The 14092-nt window shown below is 50.4% G+C and carries 11 protein-coding genes; all 11 read right to left on the reverse strand.

All coding sequences use genetic code 11. The features are described 5' to 3' along the window. Positions 1–2: 2 nt before the first annotated feature. Complete coding sequence (gene hrcA, locus FD28_RS01455) at positions 3–1040, reverse strand: heat-inducible transcriptional repressor HrcA (RefSeq protein WP_057731872.1); 1038 nt, start codon at positions 1038–1040, stop codon at positions 3–5. 338 nt (positions 1041–1378) lie between these two features. Beyond that, positions 1379–2329, reverse strand: coding sequence for a riboflavin biosynthesis protein RibF (ribF, locus tag FD28_RS01460; protein ID WP_057731874.1), 951 nt, complete (start codon positions 2327–2329; stop codon positions 1379–1381). A 24-nt stretch (positions 2330–2353) separates the two neighbouring features. Next, positions 2354–3262, reverse strand: coding sequence for a tRNA pseudouridine(55) synthase TruB (gene truB, locus FD28_RS01465; protein WP_057731876.1), 909 nt, complete (start codon positions 3260–3262; stop codon positions 2354–2356). 104 nt (positions 3263–3366) lie between these two features. Then, positions 3367–3717 carry a 30S ribosome-binding factor RbfA gene (rbfA, locus tag FD28_RS01470; RefSeq protein ID WP_057731878.1) on the reverse strand — a complete coding sequence of 117 codons (351 nt, stop codon included), beginning with the start codon at positions 3715–3717 and terminating at the stop codon, positions 3367–3369. 18 nt (positions 3718–3735) lie between these two features. Then, positions 3736–6201, reverse strand: coding sequence for a translation initiation factor IF-2 (infB, locus tag FD28_RS01475; RefSeq protein WP_057731880.1), 2466 nt, complete (start codon positions 6199–6201; stop codon positions 3736–3738). Positions 6202–6248: 47 nt separating this feature from the next. Further along, positions 6249–6554: a L7Ae/L30e/S12e/Gadd45 family ribosomal protein gene (locus tag FD28_RS01480; protein ID WP_057731883.1), complete on the reverse strand. Its 306-nt coding sequence runs from the start codon at positions 6552–6554 to the stop codon at positions 6249–6251. Beyond that, positions 6547–6843, reverse strand: a complete 297-nt coding sequence (gene rnpM / locus FD28_RS01485; protein WP_057731885.1) for an RNase P modulator RnpM — start codon at positions 6841–6843, stop codon at positions 6547–6549. Before rnpM ends, FD28_RS01480 begins: the two co-directional genes overlap by 8 nt. A gap of 26 nt (positions 6844–6869) precedes the next feature. After that, on the reverse strand, positions 6870–8105 hold the full coding sequence (gene nusA, locus FD28_RS01490) for a transcription termination factor NusA (protein WP_057731887.1): 1236 nt from the start codon (positions 8103–8105) through the stop codon (positions 6870–6872). A gap of 23 nt (positions 8106–8128) precedes the next feature. Next, on the reverse strand, positions 8129–8602 hold the full coding sequence (rimP, locus tag FD28_RS01495) for a ribosome maturation factor RimP (protein WP_057731889.1): 474 nt from the start codon (positions 8600–8602) through the stop codon (positions 8129–8131). A gap of 127 nt (positions 8603–8729) precedes the next feature. Next, positions 8730–9005: a hypothetical protein gene (locus FD28_RS01500; RefSeq protein ID WP_057731891.1), complete on the reverse strand. Its 276-nt coding sequence runs from the start codon at positions 9003–9005 to the stop codon at positions 8730–8732. A gap of 467 nt (positions 9006–9472) precedes the next feature. Then, a complete protein-coding gene (locus FD28_RS01505; protein ID WP_057731893.1) occupies positions 9473–13816 on the reverse strand; it encodes a PolC-type DNA polymerase III in 4344 nt (1447 codons plus the stop codon). Positions 13817–14092: the final 276 nt, after the last annotated feature.

The raw sequence follows: 14092 nt of genomic DNA on the forward strand, positions 1-14092 counted from the left end.
CTTTACTCGTCATAAAACCGATAGTAATCTAATAGTTTTTTCGCGAGCTCTTCACGAAACGCACCAACGATTCCGAGCATCCGAGAATATGGCATTCGCGTGGGTCCCAGGATGGCGATCATCCCTTGGCCGTGTTGGTCAACGTCATAGGTCGCCGTGATTAAGCTGAAGTTTCGCAGCGCATCATTGGTCATTTCATTCCCAATACGCACCGAAATCTTATCACTGGGTTGCCCGAGAACACTGGCAATATCGTCGGTTTTATCAATCAACGAATACAGTGACTTCAGTGAATCAACATCACTATCCTGGGAAAAGTTCAGTAGGTTAAGTCGCCCACCAACGTAGAACCGCTCTTGTGCGGCCCGCGTCAGCACATCGCCAAAGATATCTAAGAATCCCTGCGGACTCTGTAGGTAGTTGGCAATCTGAACGGGAATCTCAGCCTGCAACTTCTTCAAGACTTCCGGTAAAGTCAACCCCACGAGTTGATCATTGATCAAACGAACCACTGCCTCCAGCTGTTCGCCATCAACGTCGCCAGCCACGTCAAACGTTTGGTTTTCAACGTCACCACTGTCGGTGACCAGAATCGCCATAATTTGCCGCTTCCCCAGGGGAACCAATCGGAACCCACTGAGCCGACTATCCTTGAGCTCCGGCTTTAACGTGAACGCGGTGTAACTCGTCAGGTTAGAGAGGATCGTCGCGGATTGCGAAATGATTTCGTCAATCTTATGAAAATCGCCCCCTAAGGAGGACTGAATCACATCAATATCGTTCGGCCGCAAAGGATCGGGCTTGACCAGATGATCAACATAGTACCGGTAGCCTTCGACCGAAGGAACTCGGCCGGAAGAGGAATGGGTCTTCTTAATCAACCCTTGTTCCTCTAAGGCTGCCATCTCGTTACGAATTGTCGCTGAGCTTACGTGGATGGGTAACTGCTTGGCTAATGCCTTAGACCCCACCGGAACACCGGTATTGGTGAAGTCTCGGACAACGGCTCGCAGAATCATCATTTGTCTTTCTGAAAGCATCACAATCACCCCTTTTTTAGCACTCAAACTAATCAAGTGCTAAGACACATATATAATGTAGCAAAACCGGGTTTTGAAGTCAAGAAATCTGGTAGAAAAATTAGCAATCTCTGCAATTAAGTGCTAATTTTTGCTGACTCTCGCCTACTCACCTGCTTGGGGAACCCAGCATCAACCAGTCACCAGCATATCAAATCTGTCAGGACTTGCAATTATCTTCCCAAAACAACGCCCTTTACGCGAACACAATCCCCGGGCGATTCTTAACCCATTACGCCATTGAAACGGCAAAAAAGCCTAGGCGCAAGGCCTAGACTTCATGATGATAGGTCATTTCATTAATCGGCTGCTACCTGTGAGAAGTAGTCACGTGTAGCAACTTCATCCTTCTGGAGTTGGGTAATTAACCCCTCCGCCGAGTCAAACTTCACTTGGCCCCGCAAACGGTGATGCCACTCAACCTCTACGTTTTCGCCATAGAGATTGCCTTGATAATCCAACAGGTTCATCTCCACCGTGATCGGCCGATTATCACCAAACGTATCGTTACGACCTACTGAGATCATACCGGGATACCAAATGGCGCCCACCTTGAGTCGGGCCGTATAGACGCCAATGCCGGGAACCCACTCATTTTCCGGCGTCAAGACATTAGCCGTTGGATAACCAATCGTGCGCCCCCGAGCTTCCCCGTGGACCACGACGCCAGTTGACCGATACAAGTAGCCTAGCAAGGCATTAGCCGTATCAATATCGCCAGCCTTCATCGCTGCTCGAATCTGGGTTGAACTAATCTTCTCCTGACCACTGGTCTCCTTAGCCACCGTTTCCACGTCAAATCGTCCCTGCGCGTACGCTGGCAGGCGATCCATCGTGGCCACGTCCTTTTTGCCATAGGTGTGATCAAACCCTGCGACCGCCACAACCGTATGAAAGGCCACCAAATAATTGTCAACAAACTCCTGAGGCGTTTGTGCTGAAAACTCACCCGTATAGCTGACGAGGAAAACCCGGTCCACACCCAAACGGTCCAGTTGCTGTAGCTTACGGTCCGGTGTACTCAGATATTTACGATCATCGCCCTCTAGCGGCCGGTAGACCAACGCGGGATGGTGATCATAGGTCAACACCGCAAGCTTCACGTGTTTGGCCGTAGCGAGCGCCTTAGCCCGTTTAATGACCGCCTGGTGGCCCCGGTGGACGCCATCAAAGAATCCCATAGCCAATACGACGGGATCTTCGGGAATCTGACGGGGGTCTAGGGGATGATGTATTCGAATAACTTCCATGACAAGACGCCTCTTTCTCAAATCTTAATTCACCGCAAACATCTTTAGCGGTTTATATTGCTTTTTTTCAGGCAGGTACTGGTACAAACACTTGGTCTGATCCTGATAGGTCAGTGCCACGATTGGTGCGGTCTGGCCCACTTGCGCTTCGTCTAAGAAAACGCCATTTTTGACCAGTCCCCAGAGACGATCCGACAACGCCACGTGGGGATAATCCCGCAGCGCATAGTCGATCGGCCGGAGAATTCCGGACAGGTCTTCGTTCGCCATTGCCGTGGCTACCTGCTCTAGTGTGACGGTCTGATCCAAATCAAAGCCGCCACTCTTCAGGCGCGTTAGCGAGGCCATGACAGCGGGAACGCCCAACTGCCGGCCCAGATCGACCGCCAGGGTGCGGACATAGGTTCCCTTGGAACAGGCAATCTCAAAGGCAATCGTCTGGGTCCCAGCCTCCGCATCGAAAGTCCCAGCTTCAACCAGATCAAAGGCCGTCACGGTAATCGTCCGGGTTGGCCGCTCGACGGTCTCCCCAGCACGCGCATACTCATAGAGTTTACGCCCATTCACTTTGACCGCAGAGTACATCGGTGGCGTCTGCTGAATCGTGCCGGTTAGCGTTGCGGCCGCTTGAAGCAGTTTAGCGCGATCAAACGGGGTTGTCAAAGGCTGACGTGCGATCACGTCCCCATCAAGATCCTCCGTCGTCGTCGCGATTCCCAGGGTGACCGTCCCCTTGTAAACCTTACCTGAGGCCATCAGATATGGCACTACTTTAGTGGCGCTCCCAATACAGATGGGAAGAACCCCATCGACACTAGGGTCCAGCGTGCCACTGTGCCCCACTTTTTTCGTATGGAGAATGTGGCGCAATTTGGCCACACAGTCAAAGCTGGTGAGGCCCCGTTCCTTGTACAGTGGGATAATCCCGTCCATCTTGCTTCCTCCGTTTCTCATTTCCGATTTCTAGCCAGCTTGGAACCTAAAAAGAGGCGTTGATCCCGTTAGGACCAACGCCTCCATCTCAAACACCGCGGAAATTACTCCTGGTGGTGGAGATCGTTTAGCAGTTTATCGATCCGGCTACCATAACGCACGGATTGGTCCTGTTCAAAGACCAACTCGGGCGTCTTATAGATGCTCAAGCGTGATCCTAATTCAGAGCGAATCAGTCCCGTAGCTTTCTTCAGACCTTGCTGTGTCTTTTCCACAGATGAGGCCTTGTCCGATAAAATACTGTAGTAAATCGTTGCCTGCTGCAAGTCACCTGTGACTTCCACGCCGGTAACGGTGACGCCCTCGACCCGCGGATCGCGGACACGTTTTAGGAGAATATCCGTAACTTCCCGTTGGATTTCTTGCTCCAACCGGCCAACTCGATATTGTGCCATGACGTTTGCCTCCGATTTTTATTTAACGGGAACTTCCTTCATCACGTAGGCTTCGATAACGTCGTCTACCTTGATGTCGTTGTAGTTCTCGATAGTTAATCCTAATTCGTAACCCATCTTAACTTGCTTGACGTCGTCCTTGAAACGCTTCAAGCTACCCAGCTTACCTTCGTAGATGACAACGCCATCCCGAATTAACCGGACATCGGCATCCGCCGTAATGTAGCCTTCGGTAACCATCCCACCGACAATCGTGCCGACCTTAGAAGCATGGAAGATATCCTTAACTTCAATTTCACCGGTCACTTGTTCTTCGTAGGTTGGTTCCAGCATCCCCTTCATCGCCGTTTCGATTTCATCGATGGCGTTGTAGATGACGTTGTGCAGACGAATGTCAACCTTGTCGCTGTCGGCTTGCATCCGTGCCTGTGGCGTAGGACGCACGTTGAACCCGATGATAATAGCATCGGAAGCTTCCGCTAAGGTGACATCACTTTCGTTAATGGCCCCAACAGCAGAGTGAATGATGTTGACCCGAACACCGGAAACATCAATCTTCTTCAAGCTACCAGCTAAGGCTTCAACGGAACCTTGAACATCAGCCTTGATAATCACGTCAACTTCCTTCATTTCGCCTTCCTTAAGGGAGTCGAACAGGTTGTCCAAGGTGACATGACTGGTGTTCTTCCGTTCTTGAACCAAGGCTTCCTTCGCCCGTTCTTCACCGGCTGAACGCGCGGTCTTTTCATCGTCAAAGACCACGAAACGGTCCCCGGCTTCTGGCACGTCGTTTAACCCCGTGATTTCAACAGGTGTTGATGGCTTGGCATCCTTGATCCGCCGACCACGTTCGTTAGTCATGGTCCGAACCTTACCAAAGGTATTCCCAACAACGATTGGGTCACCCACATGCAGGGTCCCTTGTTGAACCAGCAAGGTTGCAACGGAACCGCGACCTTGGTCCAACCGGGCTTCGATGACGGAACCAACCCCGTTTTGTTCTGGGTTAGCCTTTAATTCCAGCACTTCGGACTGCAGCAAGATCATGTCGAGCAGTTCATCAATGTTCTTCCCAAACTTCGCAGAAATTTCAACGAAGATGGTGTCGCCACCCCAGTCTTCAGGAATCAATTCGTATTCCGTCAATTGTTCCATGACGTGGTTCGGGTTAGCACCTGGCTTGTCAATCTTGTTAACTGCCACGATGATTGGTGTTCCAGCAGCCTTCGCATGGTGAATGGCTTCGATGGTTTGTGGCATAACCCCATCATCAGCAGCCACAACTAAGACCGTGATATCGGTGATTTCAGCACCACGCGCCCGCATTTCAGTAAAGGCCGCATGTCCTGGTGTATCCAAGAAGGTAATGGACTTGTCGTTGTAGTGGACTTGGTAGGCACCAATGGCCTGCGTGATCCCACCGGCTTCGCCCTCAGTGATGTGAGAGTGACGCAGGTGATCCAATAACGTCGTCTTCCCGTGGTCAACGTGTCCCATGATCGTGACAACGGGTGCACGGGTCTCTTGATGATCCGTGTTAGCCATTTCAGCGTCAAAGAACTTGTCGATATCGGTAACGTCAACTTGAACCTTTTCTTGGGCTTGAATACCATAGTCATCCGCTAAGATTTCAATCGTATCCTTATCCAGGGATTGGTTTTGGTTAACCATCACACCCAGCATGAAGAGTTTCTTCACGATTTCTGCTGAAGAACGGTGTAAGATCTTGGCCAAATCCTGCGCGTTCATCCCATCCGTATAAACTAAGACTTCAGGTAAAGCCTTGTTCTTCCGTTCTGGTGCGCCCTTGTGTTGGTTCGTGTCTTTAATCCGTTGGTTCTTCTTATACCGGTTATTGTTATTGTTGTTACGGCGGCGATTGTTGCGGTTGTTCCGGTTATTCCGGCCCCCGCGGCTACTGCCGTTGCTACTACCACGCCGGCCGTTACTATTATTTGTATTATTATTCAAGCTTCCACCAAATCTGCCGGTCCCGGAACGATGTTGCTCAGTGTGTTGGCTTCCGGACTGGCCATTATTATTTTTATTGTTATTACTGGTACTACGTTGTTGGTTACGATTACCGCTGTTGTTTGACCGCTGGTTAGTCGATTGCCCATTCCCATTAGTCGTGTGATTGCCGTGATTACTGGTAGGTTTATTCCCACCCTGATTGGCAGTTGCATGGCTAGACCCATTGCCACTGTTCTGCGTTGCAGGTTTGTGGCTGGTCTTGGGGTGATCACTCTTTTGACTAGCAGGTCGTGCCGCTTGCATGGCAGGCCGCTTAGCTGGTTGGGCGTTGTGTGACGTCTTACCAGCAGCTGACTTGCTAAATGCTTCGCGGAGCTGACGTTCTTCGTTCTCGCCGAGCGTTGACATGTGGTTTTTCACCGGAAAGCCCTTTGCTTCGGCTTTCGCAATGATCTGTTTACTGGAGACGTTAATTTCTTTGGCGAGTTCATAAATTCGCTTTTTCCCCATATCTTCACACTCCTTTGTATTCTGCCGATCACGAGAACGTCAGGCGGCTACTTAGCAAGTAATTGTTGTAACTTCCGGACGAAACCCGGATCGGTGATTGCAAGGACCGTGCGCGCTGACCCAATGGCCGTGCTCAACTGATCCTTCGTAAAGTCCTCGTTAATTTGGACGTCATAACTGGTGGTCTTATCGCGAAATTGCTTCTGGCTGGTCTTGCCGGCATCACTTGCCAACAGAACCATCTTGGCCGAGCCATCTCTAACCGCTGCCATGACGAAGGATTCGCCGGTGACCAGCTTACCTGCTCGCCGAACCAATCCTAAAAGTTGTAAAGCGCGCTCAGAATTAGTCATTGTCGAATAATTCCCGCCGTGCTTGTTGGTGATCCACGTAAGCAATGAGGTCATCATAGAACGTCTCGTCAATCTTAACGCCAAAGACGTGATCAAAAGTCCGTTCCTTCTTGGCCCGTTTGGCAATGTCCACATCTAAAGCGATGTAGGCACCGCGACCGGATTGCTTGCCGGTCGGGTCGACACTAACTTCTTGGTCCTGGTTGCGTACAACCCGTACCAATTGCTTCTTAGGTGCCATTTCCCCAGTCACAATATCCTTGCGCATGGGGATCTTCCGTTGTTTCATGGGACCAACCCTCCTTTAGATGTGGCCTATTCGGCTGATGAATCGTCAGCCGTAGCATCACTCGTCTCATCGGCGTTATCCGCTGTCTCAGACGTTGCTGCATCGGCAGAGACATCATCGGCTGCTTCAGGAGCTACCGTCGTGTCTTCTTCGGCAGCTGGTGCTTCCGTGACATCATCGTCAGACACTGGCTGTTCGTCAGCAGCCTGGTCAGCTTCCATTATAGCAGAAGCTTCGGATTCTGATTTAATATCAATCTTGTAACCCGTCAACTTAGCAGCCAAACGGGCATTTTGCCCCCGCTTACCAATGGCTAATGACAGTTGATAGTCCGGCACGATGACTTGGCAAGCCCGTTCGTTGTTAGGATCAAAAATAACATCCAAAACTTCGGCAGGATTCAACGCATTGGCGATGAACTTCGCTTCGTCATCCGTCCATTCGACGATATCCATGTTTTCGCCACCGAGTTCGTTAACGATGGTTTGGACCCGTTGGCCTCGAGGCCCAACACTGGTCCCGACAGGATCGATATCAGGGTTGTTTGAACGAACCGCAACCTTGGCCCGATCACCGGCTTCGCGGGCAATCGCCATGATTTCAACGGTACCATCGAAGATTTCAGGCACTTCTTGTTCGAACAAGCGCTTCAATAAATCAGCGTGTGTCCGGCTAACAAAAACCTGAGGACCCTTTGTGGCATTCTCAACCCGGGTCACGTAAACCTTGATCCGGTCATGAATCCGGTACGTTTCGTTTGGCATCTGGTCTTGACGGCCCATAACGGCTTCAACCTTACCTAAGCTAACGTAGACAAAACGGGAATCCTGACGTTCAACTTCACCGGTGATGATTTCATTTTCATACTGGCTGTATTGATCGTAAATGATGTTCCGTTCGGCTTCACGAACCCGTTGTAAGATGACTTGTTTAGCCGTCTGCGCTGCAATCCGACCGAAGTTCTTAGGCGTCACTTCGAACTTGATGTCATCACCAATTTCGTAGCCCTTGCTGATAGCCAAGGCGTCGTCTAAGCTGACTTCCAGCCGTGAATCGTAGACTTGGTCAACGACTTTCTTAACGGCAAAGACGTGAATGTCACCTTTCTTTTGGTCGAATTGAACTTCAACGTTTTGGGCTTGGTCGTAGTTCCGCTTGTAAGCTGAGACTAAGGCCGCTTCCAAAGCTTCAATAACGACTGACTTCTGGATACCCTTCTCCGTCTCAAGGACGTCAAGGGCACCTAATAATTCTTTACTCATGTTGTGTTTCGCTCCTTATTTAGTTAGAACTTGATGGCTAACCGGGCTTGGGCAATCGCATCGCGTGGAATGGTCAACGTCTTGATGCGTCCCTTTAAATTAACAGTTAAGTCCAAGGAATCGTCACGCAATGCTTCTAACGTGCCTTCATAGACCTTGCTTTGACCAATCTTTTGGTAGAGAGAAACGTGAATATAATCACCCACGGCTCGCTCAAAATCTTCCGGCTTCTTCAGCGGCCGTTCAGCGCCCGGTGAAGAAACTTCGAGGAAGTAGGCTTGGGGAATGGGATCAGGGTCAATGGCATCCAGCTTTTCGGATAGCTCATCACTCACCATCGCACATTCTTCAATATTAATGCCCCCGGGCTTATCAATGTAGAGCCGTAGATACCAGCTCTTACCTTCCTTGACAAATTCAACGTCAACTAATTCAAACTGATGATGCGCCACAATTGGCTGGGCCAGGGCCGTCACGGTCTCGACGACTGTACTCAAAGAATTCCGCCTCCTACATTTTTCCATTAAAAAGAGTGAGCATGGACTGCTCACTCATTTAAAAAACGAGTTTAACTACAAAGCTTACTTTACTACAGTTCACGCGGGATTGCAACCATTGTGCTACCTACTGTTCGCAAGTAAACAGGAGCAAAACAAATCCCGCAATCGTAATGAATTCAAAAACCAATAAGTTTAACCGATTCAACGCCATTTCCTTTAAGCTAATCGCCTTGATCACGGTCAGAATGAACGCGATCAGGAAGTAACCGATCACAACTGCTAAAAATGGAACGGCCGCGACAGTTGATACCAAGCCAAACAACACATAACCTAAACCGATCAAACAATAGCCTGCCAGAAATAGCCAACCGTCTGGTAAACGTGCAAACCGCTGTAGCATGGTGAACACCCGCTTTCGTTAAAGTTTAGTAATGGTTCCTTGATTCCTCACCATTATTGTACCATAATTTGACGATTCTGTAAGCGCTTACTATGCTATTAATCCTGATAAAGACGGGTTGTGAAACAACCGCTTCAAGCCGCGACTTTACTGGATTTTTACGACCGTTTACTTTGCGCGTCACTGTAAAGTACACGTGGTATCCATAACCGTTCGTCTCGAGCGTAATATGAAACAACTTAGACTCCACAACCAATTTAGATTTAAAATGATTCACGCCACTGGACAAAAAGACGGGACTGCCGCCTAAAATTCGTTAGTTATGAGATAAGCCCAGCTCGCCAAAAAAGGTTCACCGCGCAGGCAGACTGCCTACGCGGTGAACCTCATCATTCAAGTTAATGGTTAACGCATACAGCAGTGACTGCTACCGTCGTCTGCACGATCACATCAGCCACCGAGTACTTTTACATCATGTCGTCAAACAAGCTCAGTTGGTTTTCATCAGGTAAGCCATCGAGCACACCGTTTTCGGTCATGAAATCGATCAACGTTTTCGAAACCTTGCCCCGCTTAGCCAAGTCTTCCTTAGAAATAAATGGCCGGTCGTTACGCGCCGCCACAATCTGCTTGGCCACGTTCAGACCCAGGCCAGGTGCTGCCTTAAATGGCGCAATCAACGTGTTACCGTCAATGATCCATTCAGCTGCATCCGACTTTTCTAGGTCAATCATTTTGAATTCAAAACCACGTTCCAACATTTCATTGGCCAGTTCCAGCACCGTCAAGAGATTCTTTTCCTTGGTGGAGGCGTCCATCCCCTTGTCATTAATCTCTTTCATCGCTGCCTTAACCGCCGTCTTCCCTTGTGACATGGCCACGACATCAAAGTCGTCTGCCCGAACAGAGAAGTATGCTGAATAGTAGATAATTGGAAAGTAGACCTTGAAGTAAGCCACCCGTAGCGCCATCAGCACGTAGGCTGCGGCATGGGCCCGGGGGAACATGTACTTGATCTTTAAACAAGAATCAATGTACCAGTCCGGACAGTCGGTTTCCTTCATTTTCTCTTGCCACTCGTCTGGAATCCCTCGGCCTTTCCGCACGTGTTCCATCACCTGGAAGGACGTTTCGGAATCGAGACCGAAGTTGATCAAGTCGGTCATGATGTTATCACGACACCCAATCACGTTGGCGATGGTGGCGGTACCGGCCTTGATGAGTTCTTCGGCATTGCCCAACCACACGTCGGTCCCGTGAGACAGACCAGAAATCTGAAGCAACTGTGAGTAGTTCTTCGGGTGCGTTTCTTCAAGCATCCCCCGCACGAAACGCGTCCCAAATTCTGGCACACCCAGCGTCCCCGTCTTGGACTGAATCTGTTCCGGCGTGACGCCGAGCGAATCCGTGCCAGAGAACAGGGCCATCACGCCCGGATCATCCATCGGAATCGTCTGGGGATCAACCCCCGACAAATCTTGGAGGGTCCGGATCATGGTCGGGTCATCATGTCCCAGAATATCAATCTTCAGGATGTTATCGTGAATCGAATGGAAATCAAAGTGGGTCGTTTGCCAAGCCGCGTTCTGGTCATCGGCGGGATACTGAATCGGCGTAAAGTCGTAAATATCCATGTAGTCCGGCACAACAATGATCCCCGCGGGATGTTGTCCGGTCGTCCGTTTAACCCCGGTCGCACCCTTGGCTAGCCGATCAATTTCCGCGCCCCGGAACGTCTGCTCCGTGTCACGCTCGTAGGCCTTCACGTACCCGTAAGCCGTCTTATCCGCCACCGTACCAATCGTTCCGGCACGGTAAACGTTCTTCTCACCGAACAACACCTTGGTGTAGTTATGGGCAATCGGTTGGTAGTCTCCCGAGAAGTTCAAATCGATATCGGGCACCTTGTTCCCCTTGAAACCTAAGAAGGTTTCGAACGGAATGTTATGGCCATCGCCAATCATCAACGTGCCACAGTTCGGGCAGTTCTTTTCGGGCAAATCGTAACCGGAACTGTATTCCCCTTTGGTATAGAACTTAGAGTATTGGCAGTTCGGGCACCGATAATGTGGCGGCAGTGGGTTCACTTCGGTAATCCCGGTAAACGTGGCCACCACACTGGACCCAACGGACCCCCGTGACCCAACTAAATACCCGTCCTTGTTGGACTTGGCAACTAACCGTTGGGCGATCAAATAAATCACGGAGAACCCGTTCCCAATGATTGACTTCAGTTCCCGGTCAACCCGGTGTTGCACCAATTCAGGTAGTGGGTTGCCATACCACGCATGCGCCGTATCCATGGTCCGTTGCCGAATTTCGTCTTCGGCCCCTTCCATTCGTGGCGTATACAGTTTATCCTTCAACGGATGAACCTCATCGACATCGTTGGCAATCTTCTGGGTATTGGTCACAACAATTTCTTTAGCCGTGTCTTCGCCTAGGTAAGCAAAGTCGGCCAGCATTTCATCAGTCGTCATAAAGTGGGCATCCGGCAACTCCTGCCGGTTCAACGGATTGGCCCCACCCTGTGAGTGAATCAAGATCTTACGATAAATGTAGTCTTCTGGGTTCAAGTAGTGTACGTCACCCGTAGCGACCACCGGTTTATTCAGGTCATGGCCCAACTGCACCATGTTACCCACGATTTCTTCCAGGTTGGACTCATCGGCAATCAGCCCTGAATCAATGAGTGGCTGGTAAGCAGCCTTGGGTTGCACTTCCAGGTAATCGTAGTACTTGGCTTTCGCCGCTGCTTCAACCTGTCCTTTTTGCATCATCGCGGTGAAGACTTCACCAGAGGAACAGGCCGAGCCCACAATGATCCCTTCACGGTAGTGGTCGAGCACGCTCCGAGGGACCCGGGGCACCCGATAGTAGTACTCCACGTTGGAAGCCGAGACCAATTTGAACATGTTCTTCAAGCCCTCTTGCGTCTTCGCAATCAGGATAGCATGACTCGGCCGTGCGTGCTTATACGCATCGTTATCGGTCATGTGATCGTTGAGCTGATCGTGATACTGAATATCATAGCGATCCTCAGCATCCTTTAAGAAAAGGTAATTCAGGTGACCGGTAGACTCCGCATCATAAACGGCCCGGTGATGGTGTTCCAGACTGACGTGGAAGCGTTTAGCCAGCGTATTCAACCGATAACTCTTCAAGGTAGGATATAGGAATCGTGCCAACGTTAAGGTATCGATGATGGGATTGCTGATCTCAGGCATATTGTGCCGCTTGTAACCGGTATTCATGAACCCCACGTCAAACGTGACGTTATGTCCAACGATGATGGCATCGCCGCAGAATTCCCGGAAGAGCTTGAAGACTTCTTCTTCGGATTTGGACCCCGCCACCATATCATCGGTAATACTGGTCAAATTCGTGGTCTGTTCGGACAGTGGGAAACCAGGGTCGATGAATTCCTCGAACTGAGCAATCACGTTCTTATGCTCCATTTTAACCGCGGAAAGTTCGATCACCTTGTCATAGATGGCTGACAATCCGGTCGTTTCCACGTCAAAGACCACATAAGTCGCCCCATCTAGCGGGACGTGAGCACTGTTATATCCGATGGGAACCCCATCGTCGACCAGGTTGGCTTCAACCCCGTAAAGCATTTTGATACCAGCCTTGGCCCCGGCATTGAAGGCGGCCGGGAATCCCTGCACGTCGGCATGATCCGTAATCGCCAACGCGGGCATGCCCCACTTCTTGGCCTGGCTGACGTAATCCCCAATCGGATTAGTGGCGTCCATTTGACTCATGGTCGTGTGCAAATGCAATTCGACCCGCTTCTCATCGGCCGGCGCCTTGTCTTGACGACTGGCATGCTTGACCTCATTGATGTCGTAGGCGTTCAAGGCCAGATCACGCATGAAGCTGTCTTCCTGAACACTCCCACGAACTTTGACCCAACTGCCCTCTTCAACCCCGGCAAATTGGGCCTCATCCTCGGCACCCCGTGAGAACTTTTTAACGACAATAGACGATGTATAATCAGTAATCTTAATGGTCAATAACTGCCGACCGGAACGGAGCTTTCGAATTTCCTTGTCAAAGATGTACCCTTCGACGATAACGGAACGTTCTTCTTGCGTAATGTCCACCATCCGCATCGTCGGCTGGTCACCCTTGATGGCCTTCCCAATTTGGGTTGGACCGCTGGCCGCCTGAACGTCACCGTTACTCTGGCTGGCCCGTTTCTGGTTGGCCTTTTCAATAGCCGCAGCGGCCTGCTGGGCCAACTGTGCGTCGGTCTTTTCTTGCCGTGCCTTAAATTCGTCAATCTTGGCCTGTGATTTGGACTCATCGACCATGACGTGAATATTAAATTTAGGAAAACCGGCCTGGCGATAGGTCTCCTCAATGGGCCCCAACGCCTGAGTCGTCAAGAAATTCTTGACCACTTCATTCTGGGCGTATAACAGAACCCGTCCGTCTGGATCCAATTGTGGGACTTGTGACTGGCAGAGTTCCTGAACCAGGTTCCCCGTCAATCCGCTGTTCTTCACAATCCATTCCCAGTAGTCACCGAGTAACCGATCCGTGAGTTCCGGTTGGTCAACTTCGACCGAAGCCTCAACCGTTGCAATTTCCCGAAAGGCAATCTGTAAATGATTATGAAATTCCACAAACGCCGTAAAGGGCAGAATGCTGGGTAATTTTAAGTAAAAATGCCAGCGCCGGGACTGTTCATGAACGGTCAACCGGTCAATCGTCGCCGTTTGGAAGTACGACTGGTCCGCCGCACCGGACAAATCTAGTTGTTGTAATAATTTTTCGAATAATGCATGGCGATCTTCGTCCACAAGCGAACTCCTTTCACACTATCTAACCTTCTTGTTCCTTACTCTCTATCCCTGATTGGTCGCGAAAATGTTGTGTTCTACCGCCTGCGATGGTCAAGAATTCCGGCGTCTGTGGGGACCGCCTGCGGCCTAAAAAGCGGTCCTCCGGCTCGGTTTGAAGCCCGGCAAATTTCGCCGGTCTCCAAACACGTCCCACGCTGTAAGCCGAAAAAGCATCGGCTAACACCGTTGTCACGGCTGCCTCCATCCTTGACCCTCTCCGGCTAACGGCAACAT

Origin of the sequence: Levilactobacillus hammesii DSM 16381 (assembly GCF_001434395.1) — a bacterium.
Lineage (GTDB): Bacteria > Bacillota > Bacilli > Lactobacillales > Lactobacillaceae > Levilactobacillus > Levilactobacillus hammesii.

Excerpts from the sequence above, each read along its gene's own strand:
- hrcA (WP_057731872.1), bottom strand. The coding sequence starts at position 1,040 with ATGCTTTCAGAAAGACAAATGATGATTCTGCGAGCCGTTGTCCGAGAC.
- ribF (WP_057731874.1), bottom strand. The coding sequence starts at position 2,329 with ATGGAAGTTATTCGAATACATCATCCCCTAGACCCCCGTCAGATTCCC.
- truB (WP_057731876.1), bottom strand. The coding sequence starts at position 3,262 with ATGGACGGGATTATCCCACTGTACAAGGAACGGGGCCTCACCAGCTTT.
- rbfA (WP_057731878.1), bottom strand. The coding sequence starts at position 3,717 with ATGGCACAATATCGAGTTGGCCGGTTGGAGCAAGAAATCCAACGGGAA.
- infB (WP_057731880.1), bottom strand. The coding sequence starts at position 6,201 with ATGGGGAAAAAGCGAATTTATGAACTCGCCAAAGAAATTAACGTCTCC.
- FD28_RS01480 (WP_057731883.1), bottom strand. The coding sequence starts at position 6,554 with ATGACTAATTCTGAGCGCGCTTTACAACTTTTAGGATTGGTTCGGCGA.
- rnpM (WP_057731885.1), bottom strand. The coding sequence starts at position 6,843 with ATGAAACAACGGAAGATCCCCATGCGCAAGGATATTGTGACTGGGGAA.
- nusA (WP_057731887.1), bottom strand. The coding sequence starts at position 8,105 with ATGAGTAAAGAATTATTAGGTGCCCTTGACGTCCTTGAGACGGAGAAG.
- FD28_RS01500 (WP_057731891.1), bottom strand. The coding sequence starts at position 9,005 with ATGCTACAGCGGTTTGCACGTTTACCAGACGGTTGGCTATTTCTGGCA.